Origin of the sequence: Streptomyces sp. NBC_00986, from assembly GCF_045162565.1 — a bacterium.
GTDB lineage: Bacteria > Actinomycetota > Actinomycetes > Streptomycetales > Streptomycetaceae > Streptomyces.
This window is the reverse complement of the sequence record NZ_CP108733.1, coordinates 1990240-2015008: the sequence shown is the minus strand read 5'-3', so window position 1 is coordinate 2015008 and position 24769 is coordinate 1990240. Positions and strand designations below refer to the sequence as shown.

Annotated in this window: 21 protein-coding genes and 1 riboswitch; of the genes, 14 read left to right on the top strand and 7 right to left on the bottom strand. The window is 71.0% G+C overall.

Features of this window, described 5'->3' with window-relative positions; genetic code table 11:
* Positions 1 to 7 precede the first annotated feature (7 nt).
* The 12 genes from OG504_RS08860 to OG504_RS08805 all read left to right on the top strand — a co-directional run bounded on the left by OG504_RS08860 (position 8) and on the right by OG504_RS08805 (position 12152).
* Positions 8 to 1258 (top strand): alginate lyase family protein, encoded by a 1251-nt coding sequence (locus OG504_RS08860; protein WP_405989262.1) that lies wholly within the window; start codon positions 8 to 10, stop codon positions 1256 to 1258.
* Positions 1259 to 1374: 116 nt separating this feature from the next.
* Complete coding sequence (locus OG504_RS08855; RefSeq protein WP_352181201.1) at positions 1375 to 1485, top strand: putative leader peptide; 111 nt, start codon at positions 1375 to 1377, stop codon at positions 1483 to 1485.
* 68 nt (positions 1486 to 1553) lie between these two features.
* Entirely contained in the window at positions 1554 to 2438 is an 885-nt protein-coding gene (locus OG504_RS08850) for a glutathione S-transferase C-terminal domain-containing protein (RefSeq protein WP_405989261.1), read from the top strand.
* Between the two features lie 77 nt (positions 2439 to 2515).
* Positions 2516 to 2625, top strand: a riboswitch (SAM riboswitch).
* Between the two features lie 334 nt (positions 2626 to 2959).
* Positions 2960 to 3940 carry an amino acid ABC transporter permease gene (locus OG504_RS08845; RefSeq protein WP_405989260.1) on the top strand — a complete coding sequence of 327 codons (981 nt, stop codon included), beginning with the start codon at positions 2960 to 2962 and terminating at the stop codon, positions 3938 to 3940.
* Positions 3937 to 4734: an amino acid ABC transporter ATP-binding protein gene (locus tag OG504_RS08840; RefSeq protein WP_405989259.1), complete on the top strand. Its 798-nt coding sequence runs from the start codon at positions 3937 to 3939 to the stop codon at positions 4732 to 4734. Before OG504_RS08845 ends, OG504_RS08840 begins: the two co-directional genes overlap by 4 nt.
* A gap of 76 nt (positions 4735 to 4810) precedes the next feature.
* Positions 4811 to 5836, top strand: a complete 1026-nt coding sequence (locus OG504_RS08835) for a transporter substrate-binding domain-containing protein (RefSeq protein WP_405989258.1) — start codon at positions 4811 to 4813, stop codon at positions 5834 to 5836.
* Between the two features lie 79 nt (positions 5837 to 5915).
* Entirely contained in the window at positions 5916 to 6659 is a 744-nt protein-coding gene (locus OG504_RS08830) for a GNAT family N-acetyltransferase (RefSeq protein ID WP_405989257.1), read from the top strand.
* Between the two features lie 212 nt (positions 6660 to 6871).
* The gene (locus tag OG504_RS08825; protein ID WP_405989256.1) at positions 6872 to 8092 is read left to right on the top strand and encodes an LLM class flavin-dependent oxidoreductase; all 1221 of its coding nucleotides are present in this window, start codon (positions 6872 to 6874) and stop codon (positions 8090 to 8092) included.
* 19 nt (positions 8093 to 8111) lie between these two features.
* Positions 8112 to 9485, top strand: coding sequence for an NtaA/DmoA family FMN-dependent monooxygenase (locus OG504_RS08820; RefSeq protein WP_405989255.1), 1374 nt, complete (start codon positions 8112 to 8114; stop codon positions 9483 to 9485).
* Positions 9482 to 10561 carry an LLM class flavin-dependent oxidoreductase gene (locus OG504_RS08815; RefSeq protein ID WP_405989254.1) on the top strand — a complete coding sequence of 360 codons (1080 nt, stop codon included), beginning with the start codon at positions 9482 to 9484 and terminating at the stop codon, positions 10559 to 10561. Before OG504_RS08820 ends, OG504_RS08815 begins: the two co-directional genes overlap by 4 nt.
* A 15-nt stretch (positions 10562 to 10576) precedes the next feature.
* Positions 10577 to 11689 (top strand): LLM class flavin-dependent oxidoreductase, encoded by a 1113-nt coding sequence (locus OG504_RS08810; RefSeq protein ID WP_405989253.1) that lies wholly within the window; start codon positions 10577 to 10579, stop codon positions 11687 to 11689.
* Position 11690: 1 nt separating this feature from the next.
* A complete protein-coding gene (locus OG504_RS08805) occupies positions 11691 to 12152 on the top strand; it encodes a GNAT family N-acetyltransferase (protein WP_405989252.1) in 462 nt (153 codons plus the stop codon).
* On the opposite strand, the gene OG504_RS08800 is transcribed toward OG504_RS08805, so the two are convergent.
* From OG504_RS08800 to OG504_RS08780, 5 genes are all read right to left on the bottom strand, one after another.
* The gene (locus OG504_RS08800) at positions 12127 to 13212 is read right to left on the bottom strand and encodes a phosphotransferase enzyme family protein (protein WP_405989251.1); all 1086 of its coding nucleotides are present in this window, start codon (positions 13210 to 13212) and stop codon (positions 12127 to 12129) included. The two genes, OG504_RS08805 and OG504_RS08800, sit on opposite strands and share 26 nt — an antisense overlap.
* Complete coding sequence (locus tag OG504_RS08795; protein WP_405989250.1) at positions 13209 to 13970, bottom strand: ABC transporter ATP-binding protein; 762 nt, start codon at positions 13968 to 13970, stop codon at positions 13209 to 13211. The genes OG504_RS08800 and OG504_RS08795 overlap by 4 nt, the downstream gene beginning before the upstream one ends.
* A complete protein-coding gene (locus tag OG504_RS08790) occupies positions 13967 to 14740 on the bottom strand; it encodes an ABC transporter permease (RefSeq protein WP_405989249.1) in 774 nt (257 codons plus the stop codon). The genes OG504_RS08795 and OG504_RS08790 overlap by 4 nt, the downstream gene beginning before the upstream one ends.
* A complete protein-coding gene (locus OG504_RS08785; protein WP_405989248.1) occupies positions 14737 to 15765 on the bottom strand; it encodes an ABC transporter substrate-binding protein in 1029 nt (342 codons plus the stop codon). The genes OG504_RS08790 and OG504_RS08785 overlap by 4 nt, the downstream gene beginning before the upstream one ends.
* A gap of 129 nt (positions 15766 to 15894) precedes the next feature.
* The gene (locus OG504_RS08780; protein ID WP_405989247.1) at positions 15895 to 16815 is read right to left on the bottom strand and encodes an ABC transporter substrate-binding protein; all 921 of its coding nucleotides are present in this window, start codon (positions 16813 to 16815) and stop codon (positions 15895 to 15897) included.
* A gap of 388 nt (positions 16816 to 17203) precedes the next feature.
* Between OG504_RS08780 and OG504_RS08775 the strand changes: the two genes are divergently transcribed.
* Positions 17204 to 18088, top strand: a complete 885-nt coding sequence (locus OG504_RS08775; protein WP_405989246.1) for a sulfurtransferase — start codon at positions 17204 to 17206, stop codon at positions 18086 to 18088.
* 187 nt (positions 18089 to 18275) lie between these two features.
* Here OG504_RS08775 and OG504_RS08770 read toward each other — a convergent pair whose 3' ends face one another.
* Positions 18276 to 19373: a M12 family metallopeptidase gene (locus OG504_RS08770; protein ID WP_405989245.1), complete on the bottom strand. Its 1098-nt coding sequence runs from the start codon at positions 19371 to 19373 to the stop codon at positions 18276 to 18278.
* Between the two features lie 97 nt (positions 19374 to 19470).
* Between OG504_RS08770 and OG504_RS08765 the strand changes: the two genes are divergently transcribed.
* Entirely contained in the window at positions 19471 to 21366 is a 1896-nt protein-coding gene (locus OG504_RS08765; protein ID WP_405989244.1) for a LuxR C-terminal-related transcriptional regulator, read from the top strand.
* Between the two features lie 755 nt (positions 21367 to 22121).
* On the opposite strand, the gene OG504_RS08760 is transcribed toward OG504_RS08765, so the two are convergent.
* Entirely contained in the window at positions 22122 to 24725 is a 2604-nt protein-coding gene (locus tag OG504_RS08760) for a CHAT domain-containing protein (protein ID WP_405989243.1), read from the bottom strand.
* Between the last annotated feature and the right edge of the window lie 44 nt (positions 24726 to 24769).

Here is a 24769-nt window from a genome sequence, read left to right as displayed (position 1 = left end):
CACCGCAATGAGCCGCACGTCCCCCCACGAGCACCTCCGCGGAACCGAGTTGAGCCGCCGCGGTCTCTTGAAGACCGCGGGCGGGCTCACCGCAGCCGTCGCCCTGGGCGGCGCCACGGTGGCCACGACCGCGCACGCGGCCCCGGCCACGTTCACCCACCCCGGCATGCTGCACAACGCCGGCGACATCAACCGCGCCAAGGTCAGGGTCGCGGCGGGAACCGACCCCTGGCTGTCCGGCTGGAGCAGGCTGACCGCCAACTCCCACTCCCAGTCGACCTGGACGAACCGGGCGACGGCGACGATCATCCGAGGCGGCACGGGACAGAACTACAGCCTCCTCTACAACGACATCGCCGCCGCCTACCAGAACGCCCTGCGCTGGAAGGTCGGCGGCACCGAGGCCAACGCGGTCTGCGCCGCGAACATCCTCAACGCCTGGTCCACGAAGCTCACTTCGATCGGCGGCGACGCCGACCGGTTCCTCGCGGCCGGCCTCTACGGCTGGCAGTTCGCCAACGCGTGCGAACTCATGCGGGACTACTCCGGGTTCGACCTCGCCGCCGCGCAGGAGCTGATGGCGAACGTCTTCTACCCGATGAACAACAGCTTCCTGACCAACCACAACGACGCCTGCATCACCAACTACTGGGCCAACTGGGATCTGTGCAACATGGCGTCCGTGCTGGCCATCGGGATCCTCAACGAGGACTCCGCCAAGTACGACCAGGCCGTCACGTACTTCAAGTCCGGTGCGGGCAACGGCTCCATCGCGCACGCCGTGCCGTATCTGTACACCGACGCGGACGGCTACGCGCTGGGCCAGTGGCAGGAATCGGGCCGCGACCAGGGCCACACCGTCCTCGGCATGGGCCAGATGGGCGCGATCTGCGAGATGGCCTGGAACCAGGGCGACGACCTGTACTCCTACGACAGCCGCCGCTTCATGAAGGCCGCCCAGTACGTCGCGAAGTACAACAGCGGCAGCGACGTGCCCTACACCACCTACACCTGGGGCACCGGACAGAGCTGCGCCCAGTCGTCCCAGACGGTGATCTCCTCCGCCTCGCGCGGCCAGATCCGCCCGGTGTGGGCGATGCTCCACTTCCACTACAACCGGCGGATCGGCCTCGACGACAAGAACATCTCGGCCATGTACTACAACCTCGTCGCACCCGAGGGCGGGGGAGGTGACTACGGCTCCGACAGCGGCGGCTACGACCAGCTCGGGTTCGGCACCCTGATGTACGCGAAGTAGCCGCCCTGCATGTCCACGGGTCGGGCATCGGTGCCCGACCCGTGGACGCCCTCTTGACCCCGGGCGACGGCGGATCGACACTCCAGTAGGGAATCCTAGTGAACAGGTAGGGAAACATGGGGCTTGAGCCGGTCACCACTCGTCGCGTGGGCCGTTCGCCTCTTCTGACCTCCCGCCGTCACATCGACCTGCTGCGGGTCTGCAGCGCGCTGAACCCCCTGCGCTGAACCCCCGTCCACCGCACGACGACGCTTCCGCCGCGCGTACGTCCACGCGCCCGTACCCGGGGAGTCCCATGTCCAGCACGCCTCTCGCCGCCATCCCCTCACCCCGGTCCGCCCCCACGTTCCGGGGCCGGATCGGACGCGACGCGCGCAGCGGGCACTACGCCGTGCCGCGCCGCTACCGCCTCCATCTGTCCACCGCCTGCGCCGACGGCCTGCGCATCGCCGTCACCCACAGCCTGCTCGGCCTCGACGAGAGCTGTCCGGCCGTGTTCCTGTCCGCCGTACCCGACTGTCCGAGTGGTGGACACTCCGCGCTGCGCCCGCTCTACGAGGCGAGCGCGCACCGGTACTCCGGACCCGCCGCCGCGCCGGTGCTCAGCGACGACTGGTCCGGCCGGATCGTCAGCACGCATGCCCCCGACATCACGCGCGACCTCGCCCGGCACTTCGGCGAGGGCGGACCCCAGCTGTACCCGTGCGGCGCCGAGTCGGAGATCGAGGCCGTCGAGCGGCTGTGCGCGGACGGCATCGAGGACGCCGCGCAGCGCGCCGGCGCGGCCGGTGTCGAGCAGGAGGAGCGCGACGAGGCGGTCGCCCGGCTGCTGGAGACGCTGGGCTCGCTGGACCGGTGGCTGGACGGCCGCGAACACATGATCCGCGACGAACTCACCGCCGCCGACGTCGAGTTGTGGGTGTCCCTGGTCCAACTCGACACCGTGCACCGCAACCACCTGGACGCCGCCGCCGTCCAGCGCATCGCCGACCACCCCCACCTGTGGGCCTACGCCCGCCGCCTCGCCGCCCACCCGGCCTTCGGCACCCACCTCGACCTCGACGGCATCGCCCGCCGTCACCACGCCCACTGCCGGGGCCTGGAGGCCGCCGGCGCGGCTGTCCAGATCCTGGACTGGGCGGCCCACGCGGCGGACGAAACGGGAGCTTGCCGCAGCTGAGCGCGGTCTGTGCCGTCCAGTTGCTGGACGGCCATTGACATACGTTCGGACAATTGTCTTAACTTGCGAACCAGAACGGTCATGAGTGTCAGCGACAGGCCCTGGCTTGCTGACCGGCAACCCTCGCACGCGGTGGGGTGCCCCAGGTGACGACCGGACCGGATGACCTTTTCGGTAAGCGCGAGGCCCCGCGGGGCCGGAACAGTGACGGGTGACGCCATGTACGCAGCTCTCAGGACGGCCACATGCCGCCCGCAGGGCTGCGTACGGTCGTACGCCAACCTGTTCGTCGCCGACCGTGCTGTCGATCTGCTCCGGGTCAGCAGCGCACTGTGTACCGCGTCGGGCCGCGCCCGCTGTCGGGCCTGACGACCAGTCGGCCGACGCACCTCTGACGCACACCCGATCCCGTCGGTGTGCCTGCCCCCTCCCCGCCCCCGGTCCCGTGCACCCGCGCGTGCCGTCCGCCGTCGCGCGTCCACCGCCACGGACCGGGGTCTGTGAACCTGCCGGAGCCCTCCATGACTGAACCCCCGGGCACCACCGTGTCCCTGGCCGACGCCCCGTCCGCCGACGCCCCGTCAAAACCCCTGACAGCACAGCGAGTTCAGCCGCTGCGCCGGCCCGGCCGGTGGATCGTCACCCTGGTCGTGCTGGTACTGGTCGCCCAGTTCGTCCACGGCCTGGCGACCAACCCCTTCTACCAGTGGAGCCGCTTCGGTTACTGGTTCCTGCGCCCGACGATCCTCGACGGACTCGTCATCACCCTCGAAGTAGCCGCACTCAGCGCGGTGTTGGGCCTCCTCGGCGGCATTCTGCTCGCCCTGGCCCGACTCTCGAAGAGCCCCGTGCTGCGCGCGACGAGCTGGACCTATGTGTGGGCCCTGCGCTCGATCCCGCTCATCGTGGTCCTGATCTTCCTCTACAACTTCAGCGCCCTGTACCAGACGCTCAGCATCGGCGTCCCCTTCGGCCCCGCCTTCTTCTCCTTCGACGAGTCGAAGCTGGCCACCGACATGGCCGTCGCCGTCGTAGGACTCAGCCTCAACGAGGCGGCCTACGCGGCCGAAGTGGTCCGCGGTGGCATCCTCTCCGTCGACCAGGGCCAGCACGAGGCGGCCTCCGCCCTCGGCCTGCCCAAGGGCTACCAGTTCCGCAAGATCGTCTTCCCGCAGGCGCTGCGCTCCATCACCCCGAACTACGTCAACCAGCTGATCGGCCTGATCAAGAGCACCTCGCTGGTCTTCTACGTCTCGTTGCTCGACCTGTTCGGCTCCGCGCAGACGATGGGCTCCACCTACCCCGGCGACATCGTGCCGCTGCTCCTGGTCGTCACCGTCTGGTACCTGATCCTGACCAGCGTCGTGTCCGTCATCCAGTTCTACGTCGAGCGGCACTACGCCCGGGGCGCCACCCGCTCCCTGCCGCCGACCCCGATCCAGAAACTCCGCACCGGTGTCACCGACCTGCGGGCCCGCATCCGCAGGGAGGCCGCCGTATGACCACGAACACCGCCGAACCGCCGGCGGACATCACACCCGCCGCCGTAGAGGTGCACGACGTGCACAAGTGGTACGGCGCGCACCGGGTGTTGGACGGCGTCGACCTGACCGTACGGCCCGGCGAGGTCACCGTGATCCTCGGCCCGTCCGGCTCCGGGAAGTCCACGCTGCTGCGGGTCATCAACCACTTGGAGAAGCCCGAGATCGGCTACGTCAGCGTCAACGGCGAGCTGATCGGAGTGCGGCAACAGGGCGGCAGGCTCAAGGAGTTGAGTGAGCGGGCCATCCTCGCGCAGCGCAGCCGGATCGGGTTCGTCTTCCAGAACTTCAACCTCTTCCCGCATCTGACCGTGCTGGACAACGTGGCCGCGGCACCCGTCGCCACCGGCAGGCTCGGCAAGCCCGAAGCCCTGGAACTGGCCCGGGAGTTGCTCGGCCGCGTAGGTCTCGCCGAGAGGACCGGGGCCTACCCGAGGCAGCTCTCCGGCGGCCAGCAGCAGCGCGTGGCCATCGCGCGCGCCCTCGCCCTGCGTCCCGGGGTCATCCTCTTCGACGAGCCGACCTCCGCCCTCGACCCCGAGCTCGTCGGTGAAGTCCTCTCCGTCATCAAGGACTTGGCGACCAGCGGCACCACCCTCGTCATCGTCACCCACGAGATCGGCTTCGCCCGCGAGGTCGCCGACCGGGTCGTCTTCATCGACGGCGGAAAGATCGTCGAGCAGGGCCCGCCCCACGAGGTCCTCGACAAGCCACAGCACGAGCGGACCCGGGACTTCCTCAGCAAGGTCCTCTGAGCCACCCGCACTGAGCCCTTCAGCAACCCCGCACTTCCCCCTTCAGCAGCCCTCAACACCGAGCCTAGGAACAGCCATGCCCACTCCCAGCCTTCGCGGCAGAATCACTCGCGGACTCACCGCGGGAACCGTCCTCGCCTCCCTCGCCGGCGGGCTCGCGGCCTGCGGCGGCGACAGTGACGCGGCCACCACCGGCAGCGCCGCCTCCGGCACGGTCACCGTGGGCGCTCTCTCCAACGGTGCCGCCAAGGAGGCGACACTCAAGGTCGCCGAAGTGAAGTCGATCAGCGCCGAGTTGCCCAAGTCCATAGCGAAGAACGGCAAGTTGGAGATCGGCGTCGGCTTCCTGCCCGCCGGATCCCCGCCGCTCGGCTACGTCGGCTCCGACCAGAAGACCCTCACCGGCTCCGAGACCGACATCGCCCGCCTCGTCGCCGCCGTCCTCGGTCTCAAGCCCGAGCTGGACAACTCCACTTGGGAGAACCTCTTCATCGGCCTGGACAGCGGCAAGGTCGACGTCGCCTTCTCCAACGTCACCGACACCGAGGAGCGCAAGGCGAAGTACGAGTTCGCCTCCTACCGCGAGGACAACCTCGGCTTCGCGGTGAAGGCGAGCAACTCCTGGAACTTCGACGGCGATTACGAGAACCTCGCCGGCAAGACCGTCGCCGTGGGCGCGGGCACCAACCAGGAGCGGATCCTCCTGGAGTGGAAGAAGAAGCTGGCCGCCGAGGGCAAGAAGGCGCTCACCGTCAAATACTTCCAGGACAACAACAGCACCTACCTCGCGCTGGCAGCCGGGAAGATCGACGCCTACCTCGCGCCGAACCCCTCGGTCGCCTACCAGGTCTCCTCGACCAAGGGCACGGCGAAGGCCGTCCGCAGTGGCGGCACGTACTCCGGCGCCGGATCCTCCCTCCAGGGCCTGATCGCGGCCACCGCGAAGAAGAACAGCGGCCTCGCCAAGCCCCTCGCCGACGCCATCAACTACCTGATCAAGAACGGGCAGTACGCCAAGTGGCTGGCCGCCTGGAACCTCTCCGACGAGGCCGTCGCCAAGTCCGAGGTCAACCCGCCCGGACTGCCGCTCAGCGACTCCTGACCCACCCTCTCCGCAAGGGGACCCCGCCGCGTCACAGCGGGGTCCCCGCCCGTGCGACCAGTACCGGAGCCGTCACCCGATGTCTTCCACCGCCAGTATCGAAACCACCACCTCCACGTCCCACGTTCTGGACAACCCCGCCTGGGCCGCACTCACCGGCCCGCACGCCCATTTCGCCGAGCGCGTCGGCCGTGCCGCCCGCTACCCCGTCGACGTGGCCGGCTTCCATGCCATCACCGACAACGACGACCCGCGCGCCTGGGCCGACCTGGCCACCCTCGTGGGCCCCGACGGCACCGCCGCGGTGCGCGGCGTGAGCGAGACCCCGGCCGGCTGGGAGATCGTCCGCTCCGGTCAGGGTGTCCAACTCGTGGACACCGGGTTGCGGGCCGAGCCCGACCCCGAGGCCGTACTCCTCGGCCCCGACGACGTCCCCGAGATCCTCGACCTGGTCGCCCGCACCGAACCCGGCCCCTACCTGCCCCGCACCGTCGAACTGGGCACTTATCTCGGCATCCGGCACGAGGGACGCCTCATCGCCCTGGCCGGCGAACGCCTCCACCCGCCCGGCTGGACCGAGATCAGCGCCGTCTGCACCGACCCCGACCACCGAGGCCGGGGCCTCGCCACCCGCCTGGTCCGCGCGGTCGCCGCCGGTATCAGGGCACGCGGCGAGCACCCCTTCCTGCACGCCGCGGCCGGCAACACCAACGCGATCCGGCTGTACGAGTCGATCGGCTTCACACTGCGCGCCCGTACGGCCTTCTCGCTCGTCCGGCGCACTGGCCCGATTGCCGCCGCCGATCCGGAAGAAACGGCATAGCCGTGCCGTTGCCCCTTATGAAGCCGGATTCCGTGGAGGTGGAGCACATGTGTGGCGCATTCATCCTTCCCGTGCGTCTCACCACGCGGCAGCACATCGACCTGCTGCGCACGGCCGGCGCGCTCTGTCGCCCCTGACCCCGTTGTCCCAGCCGCCGTGCGCCCGTCTTCGAGGGCCGGCGATCTCGTACGGACCTCCAGGAAGGCACCCTCGTGTCCTCGACCCCCGTTTCTCCCCTCCACCTCGCCGTCGCCCTCGACAGCACAGGCTGGCACCCGGCCTCCTGGCGCGAACCGGTGGCCCGACCCCGGGACCTGTTCACCGCCGGATACTGGGCCGACCTGGTCGCCGAGGCGGAGCGCGGCCTGCTCGACTTCGTGACCTTCGAGGACGGCCTCGGCCTCCAGTCCTCGCACTACGGCGAGCTGGACGGCCGCACCGACCAGGTCCGCGGCCGCCTCGACGCAGTCCTCATCGCGGCCCGCATCGCACCGCTCACCAGCCACATAGGCCTGGTCCCGACGGTGGTGTCCACGCACACAGAGCCGTTCCACATATCCAAGGCGATCGCCACCCTCGACTACGTCAGCACCGGCCGCGCGGGCCTGCGTGTGCAGCTCTCCGCCCGCCCGCACGAGGCCGACCACTTCGGCCGCCGCACCTTCCCGCCGATCAGCCTGGAGAGCCTGCGGAGCGAGGCCGGGCAGGAGCGCCTCGCCGAGCACTTCGACGAGGCCGCCGACTACATCGAGGTCGTGCGCCGCCTCTGGGACAGCTGGGAGGACGACGCCGAGATCCGGGACATCGCCACCGGCCGCTTCGTCGACCGGGAGAAGCTGCACTACGTCGACTTCGAGGGTCGGCACTTCAGCGTCAAGGGCCCGTCCATCACACCCCGCCCGCCGCAGGGCCAGCCGATCGTCAGCTCCCTCGCCCACCAGACGATCCCGTACCGGCTGGTCGCCCGTGGCACCGACGTCGGCTACGTCACCCCGCACGACACCGACGACGCGCGGGCGATCGTCGCGGAGATCCGCGCCGAGCAGCAGACCGCCGGACGCGCCGACGAACTCCTGCACATCTTCGGCGACTTGGTGGTCTTCCTCGACGACGACGAGGCCACGGCGGTGGCCCGCCGCGAACGCCTCGACGCCCTCGCGGGGGAGCCGTACACCAGCGACGCCCGCATCTTCACCGGCACACCCGCCCAACTCGCCGACCTGCTCCAGGAGTTGCAGGAAGCAGGCCTGACCGGCTTCCGGCTGCGGCCCGCCGTCGCAGGGCACGACCTCCCGGCGATCACCCAGAAGCTGGTCCCCGAACTCCAGCGCCGGGGCGCCTTCCGCCAGGCCTACGAGGCCGACACCCTGCGCGGACTGCTGGGGCTCGCCCGCCCCGCCAACCGCTACGCCGCTGCCGCAGCCACCGCCTGAGCCGGAGGGACCGTACGACATGAGCAAGCCCCTGAAGCAGATCCACCTGGCCGCCCACTTCCCCGGTGTCAACAACACCACCGTGTGGAGCGACCCCGCGGCCGGCAGCCACATCGAGTTCAGCTCCTTCGCGCACTTCGCACGGACCGCCGAGCGCGCCAAGTTCGACTTCCTCTTCCTCGCCGAAGGGCTGCGACTGCGCGAACAGGGCGGCAAGATCTACGACTTGGACGTCGTCGGCCGCCCCGACACCTTCACGATCCTCGCCGCGCTCGCCGCCGTCACCGAACACCTCGGGCTCACCGGCACCATCAACTCCACGTTCAACGAGCCCTACGAGGTGGCCCGCCAGTTCGCCAGCCTCGACCACCTCTCCGACGGCCGCGCGGCCTGGAACGTCGTCACCTCCTGGGACGCGTTCACCGGCGAGAACTTCCGGCGCGGCGGCTTCCTGCCGCAGGACGAGCGCTACTCCCGGGCCAAGGAGTTCCTCGCCACCACCCAGGAACTCTTCGACTCCTGGCACGGCGACGAGATCGTCGCCGACCGGGCGACCGGCACCTTCCTGAGCGATGCCAAGGCCGGGGCCTTCGTCCACCAGGGCCAACACTTCGACATCCAGGGCCAGTTCAACGTGCCGCGCTCCCCGCAGGGCCGCCCGGTGATCTTCCAGGCCGGCGACTCCGACGAGGGCCGCGAGTTCGCCGCGGCCGGCGCGGACGCCATCTTCAGCCGGTACAGCACCCTCACCGAGGGGCAGGCCTTCTACACCGACGTCAAGTCCCGCCTCGCCAAGTACGGCCGCAGGTCCGACCAGTTGCTGATTCTCCCGGCCGCGACCTTCGTCCTCGGAGACACCGACGCCGAGGCCGAGGACCTCGCCAAGGAGGTCCGCCGCCAGCAGGTCAGCGGTGCCACGGCCATCAAGCACCTGGAGTTCGTCTGGAACCGGGACCTCTCGTCCTGCGACCCGGACGGCCCGCTGCCCGGCGTCGACCCGGACGTCAGCGACAACCACATCTCCAAGGGCCGGGCCCAGGTCCGCATGTACCGCGACCCGTTGGCGACCGCCCGTGAGTGGCGTGAGCGGGCGGAGGCGAACGGCTGGTCCATCCGCGACCTGGTCATCGAGACCGGCAACCGGCAGGCCTTCATCGGCTCCCCGTCCACCGTCGCGAAGACCATCAACGACTTCGTCCAGGCCGACGCCAGCGACGGCTTCATCCTCGTCCCGCACATCACGCCGACCGGCCTCGACCCCTTCGCCGACAAGGTCGTGCCGCTGCTCCAGGAACAGGGCGTCTTCCGCACCGAGTACGAGGGCCCGACCCTGCGCGACCACCTCGGCCTGGCCCACCCCGACGACGTGCGCGAGGAGCGGGCGGCATCGTGAAGTTCCTCGCGATCACCCTCATCGTCCACCGCCCGGACCCGACGACCGGCGTACGGAAGTCGACGCACGAACGCTTCCGCGAAGTCCTCGACAACGCCCTGCTCGCCGAGGAGTTGGGCTTCGACGGCTTCGGCGTGGGGGAGCGGCACGAACGGCCCTTCATCTCCTCCTCGCCGACGGTGGTCCTCAGCCACATCGCCGCGCTGACCCGCCGCATCCGCCTCTTCACGGCGGTCACCACGCTGAGCCTCCTCGACCCGGTCAGGGCCTACGAGGACTACGCCACGCTCGACCATCTCTCCGGCGGACGCCTGGACTTGATCATCGGCAAGGGCAACGGCACCGCCCAGCGCGAGCTGTTCCACGTCACGCCCGAGGACCAGTGGGAGCGCAACGCCGAGAGCTACGAGGTGTTCCGGCAGCTCTGGCGCCAGGACAAGGTGACGGCGCAGACCCGCTTCCGTCCGGAGCTGAAGGACGCGGAGGTGTGGCCGAAGCCGTACCAACAACCCGTCCGGGTCTGGCACGGCAGCGCCACGAGCAAGGAGAGCGTCGACCTGGCGGCCCGCTACGGCGACCCGCTGTTCTCCGCGAACGTCACCAACCCCATAGAGCCGTATGCCGAGTTGATCCGCTACTACCGCGAACGCTGGGAGCACTACGGCCACGACCCGGCCGACATCGCGGTCGGCGCGGGCACGGCAGGCCTCTACGTCGCGCCCACCACACAGGAGGCGCTGGCCGTCTACCGGCCGATCTTCGAGAGCAACCTCGCCTTCCAGAAGCAGGTGGGCCTGCCGATCGTCTTCGAGACCCTGGAGGACTACGTCGAACGCAGCTCCGCGCTGATCGGCAGCCCGCAGCAGGTCATCGACAAGGTGCACCGCTACCACGAGCAGTTCGGGCACACGGTGCTCCATCTCCACGCGGATGCCGGCGGCTTGACGGACAGCCAGCACCGGGCGTCACTCGAACTCTTCCAGTCGTCGGTGACTCCCGTGCTGCGCAAGGACATCCCGGACCCGCCGTTCGACTGGGGACCGGTGCTGCCCGAGCCCGCGCCCGCCGACCACTGAGGAAGGAGCGAGCACATGTCCATCCCTCTCGGCGTCCTCGACCTGGTCCCGATCTCCTCCGGCTCCACCGCGCCCGAGGCCCTGCGCAACTCCATCGAACTCGCGCGCAGGGCCGAGGAGTTCGGGTACACCCGCTACTGGTTCGCCGAGCACCACCTGAACCCGGGCGTAGCGGGCACGTCCCCCGCGGTGGTCCTGGCACTGACGGCTTCCGCGACCTCCACGATCAGGCTCGGCTCCGGCGCCGTACAACTCGGCCACCGCACCGCGCTGTCCACGGTCGAGGAGTTCGGCCTGATCGACGCGCTGCACCCCGGCCGCTTCGACCTGGGCCTGGGCCGCTCCGGGGGCCGCCCGTCGCCCCCGCTGCCGACGGCGACCCCGATCGTCGACGGCAAAGCTCCCAACGGCCTGCGCATCCCGCCCCGTTTCTCCTTCGAGCGCCTCCTCGGCTCACCCAGAATCGCCCTCCAGCGCAAACTGCTCCTGCTGCCCGACGCCAAGTCCCAGGTCTACGGCGACCAGATCGACGACGTCCTCGCCCTGCTGGCCGGCACCTACCGCTCGCCGGAGGGCGTCGAGGCCCACGTCGTACCGGGCGAGGGTGCCGACGTCGAGGTGTGGATCCTGGGCAGCAGCGGCGGTACGAGCGCCGAGGTCGCAGGCCGCAACGGCCTCCGATTCGCGGCGAATTACCACGTCAGTCCGGCCACCGTCCTTGAGGCGGCGGACGGTTACCGCGCTGCGTTCCAGCCTTCCGACGCCCTCGACAAGCCGTACGTCACCGTGTCCGCCGACGTCGTCGTCGCCGAGGACGACGCCACGGCCCGCGAACTCGCCACCGGCTACGGCCTGTGGGTGCGCTCCATCCGTACGGCCGAGGGCGCCATCCAGTTCCCCACCCCCGACGAGGCACGCGCCCACGTCTGGACCGACGAGGACCGCGAACTGGTCCAGGACCGCGTCGACACCCAGTTCGTCGGCTCACCCGGCAGGGTCGCCGACCAACTGGAACAACTCCAAGAGGCCACCGGCGCCGACGAGTTGCTCATCACCACCATCACCCACGACCACCCGGACCGGGTCCGCTCGTACGAACTGCTCGCCCAGGAATGGAGCCGACGGTGACATGATCGATGCCATGGACGTCCGTATCGAACCCGCCGATGTCACCGACCTCCACCGGGTGCTGGAGGACCACGCACGCTACTGGGGAGAGCGTGATCTTCGCGCGCTCCATCTCACCGCGCTGGTGCAGGAGTTCGGGTCCACCTGTCTGGTCGCGCGGGCCGCCGACGGCATCCGGGGATACCTCTTCGGGTTCGTCACCCCCGACCACACCGGATACGTCCACCTGGTGGCGACCCGGGACGACACACGCGGCACCGGACTCGGACGGAGCCTCTACGCGGCCTTCATCGAGGCCGCCGGTCGGCAGGGCGCGGTCCGTCTCAAGGCCATCACCTCGGTCACCAACGAGGGTTCGATCGCCTTCCATCGGACCCTCGGCTTCGACGCGCGCATCGTGGAGGACTACGACGGGCCGGGCCGACCCCGCGTCGTCTTCACCCGCGAACTGTCGCCCCGCTAGCGCCGCAGAGGTCCAACAGGCGCCGTCCGCTCTCCCCGGCGAACCACTCCGCGTGGCCCACGTAATACTCGTACGCCAGCCGCGTGTTCTCCGCCGACCGCGTCACGCCGTGGAAGTAGCCGAGCTCCGAGAGCGCGAACTCGGCGTGGACCAGGGGGAGTAGCGCGGGGAGCGCTTTCGACTCGGTGGGGCTCAGTGGCCGTACGGACTGGTAGCCGGCCAGGAGTGCGAGCGCGTCCGCCTCGCGGACCGGGAAGCCGGGCTGGAGCCACTGGACGGTGTTGCGTTCGATGGCCGTGGCAAGGTCGTGCACGGCTGTCGTGCGGTCGCTCATGCCGAAGTCGAGGGCTGTCGCGACCGAACCGTCCTCGTTCCAGAGGAGGTTGGAGGCGTGCCAGTCGTTGTGGGTCCAGAGAGGGGTGAGGCCGGGGAGGTGCGGCGCCAGTTCCTCGTACAGCGGGAGCAGGGCGCGGCGCGTGTCCTCCCGCCACGGGAAGTCCGCCAGCCCCTTTGCCAGTTGGGGGCGTTCCTCGACGTAGCGCTCCAGCTCCGTCTGTGGGTCGGCCGAGGCGAACACCGTGAACGACGCGACCAGCGGCTGCACTTGACGGCGTGGTGCGTCGAAGCCCTCCGCCGCCAGGTGCAGACGGGCCAGTGCCTCGCCGGCCGCCCGTGCGTGGGCGGGGGAGCGGAACGGGGACCAGGACAGGGCGTCGCGGTAGAGGTCGGTGCCGACTCCGGCCGAGTGCACCTCGTACGTCCACTCGCCACGTGTCGCCGCGTCCAGCACCTCGACGACCGGGGCGCCGTGCAGCCGTAGATGCCGTAGGAAGGCGTGTTCCTCGGCCAGGCCCTCTGCCGTGCGGACGGAGGTGTGGTGGCGTTTCACGAAGAGGCGGCGGTTGGACCGTTCCACGACGGCCGCCGCTGACAGCGGGCGCGGGCTGCGCCACACCACCCGGGCCGGGCCCACGATGTCCGTGACCTCGGTGTCCGTCAGCGGTGGCCAGTCGGGTTCGACCGGGTCGGTGCCCAGGCCGTGGGCGAGGAGTGAACTCACGCTGTCCGCACCGCCGTTGTGCCGCGCAGGGCATCCAGGACGCGGCGCTCGGTCGTCGCGAAGTCCGGGTTCGTGAAGTCGTCGGCGCCGCGTGGGCGAGCCAGGGGGACCTCGACGCGGTCGACGATCGTGGCCGGGCGGGGGGACAGGACATGGACCGTGTCCGCGAGCAGGACCGCCTCGCGGATGTCGTGGGTGACCAGGACGACCGTCCAGCGGTGGCGTTGCCACATGCCGGCCAGCCACAGCTGCATCTCGGTCCGGGTGAGGGAGTCGAGCGCGCCGAAGGGTTCGTCGAGCAGGAGTACCGGTCGCTCCAGGACCACCGTGCGCAGCAAGGCCGCTCGTTGCCGCATGCCGCCGCTGAGTTGGGACGGGTACGCCTTCTGGAAGCCGTCGAGGCCGAAGTCCGGGAACAGGGCGTCAGCCCGGCGCCGTGCCTCCTTCTTCCCAACTCCCTGTGCCTCAAGGCCCAGTGCCGTGTTGTCCAGCACGGTTCGCCAGGGGAACAGCAGGTCCTTCTGCGGCATGTAGGCCACCTTGCCGGACTCCACGCCGGCCGGCTCGCCCTCCACCAGGACCCGGCCCGTCGTGGGGCGGTCCAGTCCGGAGACCAGGTTGAACAGGGTGCTCTTGCCGCTGCCGCTCGGGCCGATGACCGCCGCGAACTCGCCCGGTTCCACCGCGAGTTCGAGGTTCCGTAGAACCTCCAACTGCCCGAAGGACTTGCCGACGCCCTCGATACGAAGACTGCTCATGACGCCTTCTCCTCCCTCAACGCCCGCTCCCACGGCAGGACCAGCCGTTGCAGCAGATAGGTCGCCCCGAACAAAGCGATGCTCAGCGCGGCCGTCACCGCGACCGCCGCGAAGACCAGGTCCGTGCGGAACGCGCTCTTCTGCGCCTGCATGTAGATCCCGAGGCCAGCCTCGGCGCCCGCGTACTCGGCGAACACGGCGCCGACGACGGCGTAGGTGATGCTCACGCGCAGCCCGGCGAAGAAGTACGGCATCGCGCTCGGCACCCGGACCAGGCGGAACGTCCGCCAGCGGCCCGCGCCCAGGGAACGCAGCAGCCGCATCGCCTCGCGGTCGGTCGCCGCGAAGCCCGCCGCGAGGTTCGCGGCGAGCGGGAAGAACGTCGTCAGGGTCACCACCAGCATCTTCGGCAGCAGCCCGAAGCCGAACCAGATGATCAGCAGCGGTGCCACGGCGACGATCGGGATGGTCTGCGAGGCGACGAGCAGCGGGTACAGGCCCCGGCGGGCCGCCGAGGAGAAGTCGAGGAGGACGGCGACCAGCCAGGCCGACGCGAACGACAGTGCGAAGCCGAGCAGCGTCTCCTGGAGGGTGGGGAGCGTCTGGTCCCAGAGGTCCTGACGGTTCAGCCAGCCCTGCTCCACTACCCGTGCGGGGGAGGGGAGTGTTGTGGGATCGACGCCGGCCGCGGTGACGTAGAGCTGCCAACCGCCGAGGACCACGGCGAGGACGAGGAGCGGCGGCCACAACGACCGCAGGAGCGGCCTCACTTGGCGTCCGGGAGATACGCGTTGGTGAAGAAGGTCGATGCCTTCGGGGTCGACGTCAGCTTCTTGCCGTTGGCGTCGACCAGCAGGCCCGCCTTGTACTCGAAGTCCGCGAAGGCCTGCCAGCGCGCTGCGCTCTGCGTGCCGATCGAACCGTCCGTGCCCTTGTAGTACTCCTTGGCCAGCAGCGCCTCGCTCTCCTTCACCAGCTTGGTGTTGGTGAGGACGCTCTTGTTCGCCGAGATCAGCAAGTCGGCTGCCTGGGAAGGGTGTTCGGCGGCGTAGCGGTAGCCCTTGTCGACCGCGGCCAGGAACTTCTTCGCGAGCTCCGGGTTCTTCTTCAGGAACTGGTCCGAGGACGCGACGAGGGTCGAGTAGATCGCCGGGAAGCCGTAGTCGGAGAGCTGGAAGTTCTTCAGCGGCTTGCCGTTCAGCTTCGCCTCCAGGCCCTCCCAGGTCGGCATCGGCATCGCGAAGTCCGCCTGGCCCGCGTAAAGGGCCGCGTACGCCGAGGTGTTGAGGGTGATCTGCTTGAAGTCGCCCTTGCCGCCCGCGTTCTGGATCACCTTCTGCAGCAGCGGCTTTTCGTACGGCGCGCCGAAACCGGCGTACGTCTTGCCGTCCAGGTCCTTCGGCGTGGTGATGTCGTCGCGGTCGGCACGTACCGCGATCGTCACGTCCGTCTTCTGCGTCACCGCGTAGACGGAGGTGATGTCCTGGCCCGCAGCACGCGCGGTGGTGACGCCCTCCTGGTACGAAATGCCGAAGTCCGCCTTGTGGTTGGCGATCAGCGTCTCGGGCGCGGTCGAACCGTACGGCACGATCTTCAGGTTGATCCCGGCGGCCTTGAACCAGCCCTTGGCCTGGGCGACGTAGATGCCGGTGTGGTTGGTGTTGGGCGTCCAGTCCAGGGCGAGGGTGACGGTCGTGGTGCCGTCCTTCGTGGCGGCCGTGGAGTCGGCGGAGCAGCCGGTGACCGCGAGGAGGGCGGCCGCGGCTATGGCGGAGAGGGCGGTACGGCGATGCATGTCGGGTCCTTCGAGGGGTGGGAGGGCTGGCGGGTCGGGCCGGTCACGGCCGACACAGCGCGCTGCCCACCCGCATGAAGTCGACGGCGAGGCGCCGGGTCAGCGTCCGAGCCTGGCAGGCCAGGGCTCTCATGTGGCCACGTCCAGCAGGCCGTTGGTGAAGGACTTCGCCCAGTCCCGGTCGTCCGGGATCGCGCCGTTCTCGGCGAGCCAGTGTGCGTACGGGCCCATCCGGCCCTCGTCGATGACACCCCAACGGCCGTCCGTGTCCGTCCAGGTGGGCGCGATCAGTGCCAGGGAACGGGCGATCAGCGGGCGCGGGAAGTACGGGATGACCTGCTCCAGCAACTCCAGGGTGGCGTCCGGCTCTTGGGCGGCGGCCGTGTAGCCGCGCGCCGTGACGGCGAGGAAGTCCCGTACGAGAGAAGGGTGTTGGGTCAGCAGGTCCTCGTTCGTGCCGAGCAGGTAGCTGTGGTATCGCGGGGCGCCGATCTCGTCGACCGGCCAGGTCAGGCGCTGCTCCTCGGGCAGGTCGCCGCGCAGGGCGTCCCAGGACCAGTAGTTGCCGAAGGTCGCGTCCGCCTCGCCGGCCGCGATGTCGTCCACGGTCAGCTCGCGGCTGCCCGCGTCAACGCCGATCACGGCGTCCGGGTCACCACCGTCGGCCGCCACCAGGTGACGCACCATGGCCCGGCCGCGCGGGGTGGGGTTGTAGGCGATGCGGCGGCCGGCCAGGTCGCGGGGGCGGGTGATCCCGGTCGACGTGGTGGTCTGGATAGCCTCCAGGCCCCGGTGGTTGATCGCGGACACGGCGACCAGCGGCTGGCCGTGCTCCGCGCGCCGGGCCAGCAGCCGGTTCGGCGGGAAGATCCCGAAGTCCACCTCGCCCCGGGCCAGGTACTCCAGCGTGTCCCCGCGTCCCGGATCCTGGACCACCAGCTCGACATCCAGACCGGCCTCCTCGTACCAGCGGCGGGCACGGGCGACGTACAGACCGGCCGAATTCGGCCACGGGTGGAAATAATCGAGCATGACCCGTATGTGCGGCATGGGGGTACTCCGGGATGTGCGCAGGCGTGACGGCGCCTGAAGGGAGGAGAAGGGGAGGGGTGTGCGAGGCGCTGGATCAGTGCATGCGACAACAACAGGAGCGGCGCGCACGGGTGTTGACCACCGGATGCTGAGGCTCGACTGCTGCAGACACGTGAACTCCTACGCGGGCGCTGAGGCGCGAGTGGTGCGGTCGGCGTCCCCATGGGGGCCGGACTCTCGACGAGCCGGTCCCAGACGCCCTCTCAGCCCAACCGGGTAGGGGCTCCCGCGTAGATGGCCGAACGATAACCGCACCACCCGGATTCTGTGCAAGTGGGGTCCGATATCCGAGACGGCCGTGCCCGAGGGGTGAGACGCCCAGCTCGCAGGCGTACGATCGGCCGCCATGACCACCTCCCTGCTGCCCGGTCCGCTGGTCGACGACACCTGGCTCGCCGCGCATCTCGCCGATCCCCGGCTGGTCGTCCTCGACGCCACCGCGCTCCTGCCCTCACCCTGTGAGGACGGTGACTACCGCTCCGCGAGCGGGCGCGAGACCTGGGCCGAACGGCACCTGCCCGGGTCGCGACACGCCGACCTGACCGGCGAGCTCTCCGACCACGACGCGCCGTACCACTTCGCCGTGCCGTCCCCCGAGGCCCTCGCCGCCGTGCTGGCCCGGCTGGGCGTGGGAGAGGGCAGCGAGGTCGTCTCCTACGACAGCGGCGGCGGGATCTGGGCGGCGCGGCTGTGGTGGATGCTCCGGGCGATCGGCGTACCGGCGGCGGTTCTGGACGGCGGTCTCGAAGCGTGGGAGACGGCCGGGCGTCCGCTGGCCTCCGGGGACGACACGGACGCGGTTCCGGCTGTCCGGCCCGTGACACCCGTCGTACGTCCGGATCTGTGGGCCGGCATCGAGGACGTGGCCGCCATCAGCCGTGGCGAGCACCCCGGCACCCTCGTGTGCGCCCTTCCCACCGGCGGCTACGACGGCTCGGCGCCGACGCGCTACAGCCGTCGCGGCCACATCCCCGCCAGCCGCAGCCTCCCGGGCCGGGGCCTGCTCGACGAGTCCGGTCACGTGCTGCCCGCCGAGGAACTCGCGGCGCGGGTCGGCGCGGTCCTCGACGCCGACGACTCACCGGTCGTCCTGTACTGCGGCGGCGGCATCTCGGCGGCGGGCGCCGCACTCGCGCTCACGCTGCTCGGGCGTACGGATGTGTCGGTGTACGACGGTTCGCTGGAGGAGTGGTCCAAGGACCCGGCGCGGCCAATGGAGTTGGGGTCCTAGAGCACAAGGTCCCGCGCAGGTGCGGGAGTTGAGGGGCTGCGCTTCAAGGGCCTTGCGTGCTCGATGAGTTGGACATGGCGGCGTGGCCGAGGAAACGTCTCCCTCCCCCGAAGGCGACGTTTCCTCGGCCGCTTCCCCCGGCGCCGGACAGTGGTCCGTCCGTCCGCGTGCGGCTGTGCCCGTGCTGTTACCAGCACATCACTGCGGTGTCCCCCGACCCCCACGTGGAGTACAGGCGCACACGGACGAAGTAGCGGCGGCCCTTGACGAGCCGAACCTTGAATGTGGCGTTGTGCGGTGTGCCCCCGTCGTCCTGCCCGGCGAGGAAGCGCGGTTCGCCGTCCCGTTCCTCGAAGACCACGACGACCGTGTCGCTGTCCCCGAAGGCACCGACGGCATACTCGCGCGTCTGGGTCGGTTCGACCGCGAAGTCGGCCTGCTCGCCCGGTCCCAGACGCAACGGCGCCGACCGGAACGGCACCAGTTCGGTCGGCCGGGGAGGGCCGGCGGGCGGGTACCAGCGCAGGACGAACTCCTTGTCGGAGGGGGAGAGGCCGCCGTGCGGGTGCAGACCCGTACGGTACTCCTCCGGCTCCAGGAGCAGTCCCGACGCGAACGGGAACTCCATGACCGACTGCGGGTCCCAGACGGAGCCGTTGACCTCGTCCGGGTCGAGCTTGCGCAGGATGTTGAAACGGGTCCTGTCCCGGCTCCAGAAGTTCGGCGGGCCCGCCAACTCGGCGTAGACGGCCTCGTCGTCCCAGTGGATACCGGCGAACGGGCTCTGGTGCTCGTGCAACAGCCCCAGGGCGTGCCCGATCTCGTGCAGGGCCGTACCGCGCTGTCCCGGTGCGGTCAGGTCCCAGCCGAAGTTCATGGTGCGGTCGGACAGACCGACCGTGAGCGCGTCGCGGCCCACCGCCGACCAGGAGCCGTCACCGGGCTGGAACCCGATGCGCAGCTCCGCCTCCGAACGGTCCCCCACCTCGGCGAAGTCGACGCCGATACCGAGGCCCTGCCACTCACGGAAGCACTCGCGTACGACGTCCTGCTGCTCCTTGGAGCCGGCCCACGGCACCCGCCGCATCTCGCCCGTCCCGGGAACCGGGATGACGGAGGTGTCGGTGGCCGCCGCGTTGTCTGCGTCGAAGAAGTAGTAGTGCAGGACCGTGCCGTTGACCCACATGCGGCTTCCGCCGATGAGCGCACTGCGTCGCTCGGCGGTCAGTCCCGGTGCGAACTCCGGGGCCGACTGCTGCGCGAGGGAGCAGTAGCGGGTGGTCATGCGACCAGATTGCCGGTGACCGTTCCCGGGCGCCTGAGTCGAGGGCTACTCAAGTCACCCTGTATCAGGGGTGAGTAGCCCGGCTCATAACTGTGTGATGACTTTCGAACAGGACGCGAAGACCCTGGAGCTGCCCTGGCCGTTCACCGGCCGGGAGGACGAACTGGAGCTGATCCGCGGTTCGTTGGCGGCCGGGCGGCACGGCATCGTGGTGACCGGTCCGGCCGGCCGGGGTAAGACCCGGCTGGTGACCGAGGCCGTCCGGGGCAGCGACTGCGCCAAGGTCACCGGGACGCCCGAGACCAGCCGGATCCCCTTCGCCGCGTTCGCGCACCTGCTCCCCGAGAGCGTCTCCCTGCACCGCGCGGTCCAACTCCTCTCCGGTGTACGGCTGTTGCTGGTCGACGACGCCCATCTGCTCGACGACTCCTCGGCCGCGCTCGTCCACCAACTCGCTGTGCACTGCCGGACCCGGCTGGTGGTCGTGGTGGCCGACGGCCACCCGGTACCCGGTGCGGTGTCCCGTCTGTGGACGGGCGAGTTGCTGCCGCGCCTCGCGCTGGAGCCGCTGCCCCGCGAGGAGACGGCCCAGCTGCTGGCCCTGGGTGCGGGTGGTCCGCTGGAACCCCTCACCGTGAACCGCCTGTACGGCCTCTGCCAAGGTGATCTGCGCCTGCTGCGCGACCTGTTCGGCGCGGTGCGCGAACGCGGCCTGCTGACCCGGGCCACGGACTCCGACGAGTGGGCGTGGCGCGGCCCGGTGCCGGTCACGGCCACAGTCCGCGAACGCACCGCGCAGGTCCTGGCCCGCACCGGCCCCGAGGAGCGCGAGAGCCTCGAACGCCTCGCGTTCGCCGAGCCGTTGGCGTCCTCGCTGGACGACTTCGACCTCGACATCCTCGAACGCCTGGAGACCGAGGCCCTGATCCGCGTCGACGACCAGGGCGCCGTCCGCCTCGCCCACCCCCTGCACGGCCCCGCGCTGCGAGCCGCCGCCGGCCGGCTCCGGGCCCGCCGACTGGCCCGCACCCCGGACCAGTGCGCGCCGGCCCTCGCGGCCGAACGGGCCGCGCTGACCGACCGCATCGACCGCACCGACGTACGCCCGCTGCCGACGCCCGTGGGGGAGTGGCTGGTCGCGGAGGGCGCACCGGTACCGGCCGGGTACGCCGCCGTCCGTGCACGTTTCGCACGACTGCGGGGCGAGCTGCGTGAGGCGGCGGCCTGGGCGCGGGAAGGGTTGCGCGAGGCCTCGGGCAACCGCGCCTGCGCGGCCGAACTCGCTCTGGCCGCCGCCCAGTCGGGCGACGTACCGGCCACCGACGAGGCCCTCGCCCAACGCCCCGCGTCCGGCGACGCGGGCAGCTGGGTGGCGGCGGCACGCGTCGATGTGGAGGCGGCCCGCGAGATCGCCGACGGCAGGTGGAGAGAGGGCGAGGAGCGCCGCGGCCTCACCGCCGAGGACGGCAGGCCCGCCGCGTACGTCCTCTACGACGCCGTACGCCTCGGCGCTCCCGAACGCGTCGCCGTCCGCCTCGCCAAACTGCCCGGCGACGGACCGGCCGTCCTCGCGAGGCATGCGGAGGCACTGGTCGACGGCAACGGCCCCGCACTGGACAAGGTGGCCGGGGAGTTGGAGCAACGCGGCTTCCTGCTCTTCGCGGCCGAGGCGCACGCCCAGGCGGTCCGCGCCCACCGCGACCCCCGTGCCGCCCGCATGTCCCGCACCCGAGCCGTCGCCCTGGCCCGCCGCTGCCAGGGCGCCCGCACCCCGGCCCTGTCCGGCCTGGTCCTCGGCGAACTCACCGCCCGCCAACGCCAGATCGTCACCCTCGCCGCCGCGGGCCTCAGCAACCGCCAGATCGCCGACCGCCTCACCCTCTCCATCCGCACCGTCGGCAACCACCTCTACAGCGCCTACGCCCGCCTCGGCGCGAGCGACCGCGGCGCCCTGCCGTGGCTGGTGGAACTGCCTGCGGCGCAGTCGGCGTGACGGGGCAGCGGCGCGGGGCCTGACCGGTGACCATCACGGCCCGGGTCCGACTCGGTTCGGTCGGCACGTAACTGCCCTGCTTGTCGGGGTGGTTGCTCGTCGCGCTTCACCGCCGACCGGGCAAGCCGGACGGCCGGGCGAGAATCCGTCGGTTCGGCCTGACCGGTCGAGGGGGCTGGTCAGGCCGAACCGGCAGGCGCTCGGGGCGACTTCGGTACGTCTGCGGGGTGCGGGTGGGTCCGAGCGAGGTCGGGCAGGCTGCGCCGGGAAGCCCGCGTCGTGGCCGGACCCACCGCCGAAGCCGAGTCGCCCCGCTGGTCGCCCCCAACTGCCCGGGCTCCGCCGACCGCCCAATCGCCCAGGCTCCGCCGACCGCCCGGCTCCCGGGCTCAGTCGACCGCCAGCTCTCCGGGCTTCGCCAACCGCCCAATCGTCCGGGCTCTGCCAACCACCCAAGCTCCCGGGCTCAGTTGACCGCCAGCTCTCCGGGCTTCGCCAACCGCCCAATCGTCCGGGCTCTGCCAACCACCCAAGCTCCCGGGCTCAGTTGACCGTTAGATCTCCGGGTTCCGCCAACCGCCCAATCGCCCGGGCTCTGCCAACCGCCTAGCCGCCCGGCCCCCGCCAGCCGCCCAGCCCCCGGGCTCCATTGACCGCCCGATCTTCGGGCTCCGTCCACCGCCCAGCCCCCAGGCTCAGTGAACCGCCCGCTACCTGGCCTCCGTCGCGACCGTCCCCCATCTCCCCCCGACCCCTCAACCCGCCCCGAACGCCGAGAACGCCCACCCCGTCGCCTGATGCACCGCATCACCGGGCAACGACGCCCGGGCATCGCGCAGTGCCTCCGCCAAGGGCAGGCCGGCGCGCAGGCCCTTGTGCAGGGCGAGCATCAGGGGGACGACCGCGGCGTCGTTGACGGGGGCGCTGCTCGCGATCACGCCCGCTGTGCCCAGGGGGAGCAACGCCGTGACCAGGCCGAGGAGTTCGTCGGCGCCGACCGACGCGAGGCGGGCCGTGTCGCAGCTGGACAGGATGATGCGGTATGGGCTGCGGGCGAGGCGTTCGAAGTCGTGAACGATGAGCGGGCCGTCGGCCATGCGGAGGGACGAGAACAGGGGACTGTCCGCCCGGAACGTGCCGTGGGCCGCGATGTGGGCCAGTGTCGCGCCGTCCAACTCGGCCAGCACGCGCGGGACTTCGGCGTCGTCGTGCTCCAGGACCGTGGGCCTGACATAGCGGTCGGCGAGGTCCGGGACCTCGGCGCCGCCGGTCGCGAGGCCCGGGCCGCGCACCAGGACGTGCCGGTCGCCGGGCGGGGGTTCGGTGTCCAGGGCGCGCAGCCAACTGCCCGCCGACGGCGACACGCTGAGCACTCGGTCGCGAAGTGACGGCAGCAACGCCCAAGGCACCCGGTGGAGTCGGCCCGGCGGGACCACCACCACCGGGCCGGAGCCCAGGTGTTGGGCTGCCTCGCCGAGGAGGAGTTCCTCCAGGCGTCGGCCCGCCGCCTCCACCACCGGGAGCCTCGCCTCCGCTCCGGGATGCGCCAGGCGCCGTAGACCCGCCTGTACGTGTTCCGCCTCGGCCATCGCCTCCGCGAGCAGGCCCGCCTCGAAGCGGCGTACCCGGCCCTCCCCGCAGAGCAGGGCGTGCACCCGGCCGTCCACCACGGCCAGTTCGACCAGGCGTCCCTCACCGAGGCGCGCCAACAGGCGAGTCGGGTCGAAACGGTCGCCCTCGTCGGGGGCGTCGCCGCGCATGTGGAGGGTGCGGGAGCGGATCTCCCGTTCCAGGCGCCGCTGTTCGCGTTCCAGGGTCGGTACCGGGTGGCCCTCCATGCGCGCCTCCTCCGCGCGGGCGGCGATCTCGCGGAACGCCGTCAAGTGGCTGAGCAGGGTCGGGTCGGCGGGGGGCCTGGTGGGGGGCGTCGAGAGGGCGGTCGCCCGCCAGCGTTCGCTCCAGACCAGGAGGCGTCGGGGGCCGCCGGACGCCAGGCTCGCGCGCTGGGCCAGTGCCGCCAGTTCCGCGCCCTGTGCCGTCGCCCGCGCCCTCAACTCCGAGGCGCCCAGGGTCGTTCGGTGGTCGTCGAGAACGTCGAGGCCGCGTCGGCAGGCCTCCAGCACGCCCCGTGCGGAGCCCGCGGCCTGCGCGCGCAGCGCCTGCGCCGCCCAGCCGGTCATCCGGGCCAGCGGCGGGCCGCCGCGTCTGCTGCGGGCGGCCACCGCCAAGTGCCGTTCCGCGTCCGCCGTCCAGCCGAGGGCGAGTGCAATGCGGCCCGCCAACAGCGAAGCCTCCGGTGCGGACGGCGAGCCGAACGCGGCCAGCCGGTCGGCCACCGAGGCGGCGTCCGCCACCAGGCGTCCGGACGCGCGCCCGGCCGCCAACCGGGCCTCGATCAGCACCAGTTGGGCATGCGTCTCCCACCAGGTGCGCCGCTGTGCGGCGAACAGCCGTACCGCCACGGCTGCCCGCGCGATCGCCGTGTGCGGATCGTCCGCGAGCCGTGCGGCCCGGGCGGCGACGAGGAGCAACTCCGCCTTGCGGGTGGACTGTCCGCCGATGCCGTCGAGCAGCCCGACCGCCGTGTCCGCGTGCGCCAGCGCCTCCCCGGCCAGGCCCGCGCTCATCAGCACCTCGCAGCGGCGGACGGTGAGCATGAAACTCGGGGTGGCGAGCTTGGCGTACATCTCCTCAGCCTCGTCGAGGAGTTGGAGCGCCACCGGGATGTCGCCCGACCGGAACGCGGCCAGCCCCCGGCTCTCCACCACGTCCGCCTTGTCGTGCTCCTGGCCGGTGGTCTCCCACAGCCGCTCGGCCGCCGTGAAGTCGGCGTCGGCCCGGTCCACCGCGCCCAGCGCGAGATGCACGGTCGCGCGCAGGGTGATCGCCCGCGCGATCCAGATCACGTCATCCGCCTGCCGCAGCACGGCAATTGCCCGCCGTACGTCCTCCAGCGCCTCGGAGTGCCGGCCCAGCACCCACCAGACGTACGCCCGCCGGTACAGCACCCGCGCCCGGGTCTGTCCCGTGCCGCGGGCGATGCCCCGCTCGAAGGCCTCCAGGCCCTGCCGGGTACGTCCCGCGTGCACCAACGCCACGCCGAGCGTGCCGAGTACGTCCGCCTCGCGGTCCGCGGAATCCGCGCGGGCCGCCAGGTCACGGGCGCGCCGCAGATGGTGCAGGGCGAGCCGCAGATCGCCGAAGTCCCGCTGCCACATGCCGATCGCGTGGTGCGCGACGGAGGCCCGGAACGGCGTCGGATCGCCGTCGAGAACCTCCCGCGCACCGGCCAGCGCCTCGTTCGGGGCCGCGAACACCATCGGCAGCAGTTCGAGAACCGAGTCGCTTCCCGCTGTCACTTCTCCCATGCTAGTGGTCCCAGGTGCAGACCACACAGGTTTGG

Bases quoted from the DNA above. Each gene is read 5' to 3' on its own strand.
- OG504_RS08775 (WP_405989246.1), top strand. From the start codon at position 17,204: ATGACCACCTCCCTGCTGCCCGGTCCGCTGGTCGACGACACCTGGCTC.
- OG504_RS08780 (WP_405989247.1), bottom strand. From the start codon at position 16,815: ATGCCGCACATACGGGTCATGCTCGATTATTTCCACCCGTGGCCGAAT.
- OG504_RS08860 (WP_405989262.1), top strand. From the start codon at position 8: ATGAGCCGCACGTCCCCCCACGAGCACCTCCGCGGAACCGAGTTGAGC.
- OG504_RS08770 (WP_405989245.1), bottom strand. From the start codon at position 19,373: ATGACCACCCGCTACTGCTCCCTCGCGCAGCAGTCGGCCCCGGAGTTC.
- OG504_RS08840 (WP_405989259.1), top strand. From the start codon at position 3,937: ATGACCACGAACACCGCCGAACCGCCGGCGGACATCACACCCGCCGCC.
- OG504_RS08855 (WP_352181201.1), top strand. From the start codon at position 1,375: ATGGGGCTTGAGCCGGTCACCACTCGTCGCGTGGGCCGTTCGCCTCTT.
- OG504_RS08795 (WP_405989250.1), bottom strand. From the start codon at position 13,970: ATGAGCAGTCTTCGTATCGAGGGCGTCGGCAAGTCCTTCGGGCAGTTG.
- OG504_RS08820 (WP_405989255.1), top strand. From the start codon at position 8,112: ATGAGCAAGCCCCTGAAGCAGATCCACCTGGCCGCCCACTTCCCCGGT.
- OG504_RS08810 (WP_405989253.1), top strand. From the start codon at position 10,577: ATGTCCATCCCTCTCGGCGTCCTCGACCTGGTCCCGATCTCCTCCGGC.
- OG504_RS08785 (WP_405989248.1), bottom strand. From the start codon at position 15,765: ATGCATCGCCGTACCGCCCTCTCCGCCATAGCCGCGGCCGCCCTCCTC.
- OG504_RS08765 (WP_405989244.1), top strand. From the start codon at position 19,471: ATGACTTTCGAACAGGACGCGAAGACCCTGGAGCTGCCCTGGCCGTTC.
- OG504_RS08830 (WP_405989257.1), top strand. From the start codon at position 5,916: ATGTCTTCCACCGCCAGTATCGAAACCACCACCTCCACGTCCCACGTT.
- OG504_RS08850 (WP_405989261.1), top strand. From the start codon at position 1,554: ATGTCCAGCACGCCTCTCGCCGCCATCCCCTCACCCCGGTCCGCCCCC.
- OG504_RS08835 (WP_405989258.1), top strand. From the start codon at position 4,811: ATGCCCACTCCCAGCCTTCGCGGCAGAATCACTCGCGGACTCACCGCG.
- OG504_RS08845 (WP_405989260.1), top strand. From the start codon at position 2,960: ATGACTGAACCCCCGGGCACCACCGTGTCCCTGGCCGACGCCCCGTCC.
- OG504_RS08805 (WP_405989252.1), top strand. From the start codon at position 11,691: ATGATCGATGCCATGGACGTCCGTATCGAACCCGCCGATGTCACCGAC.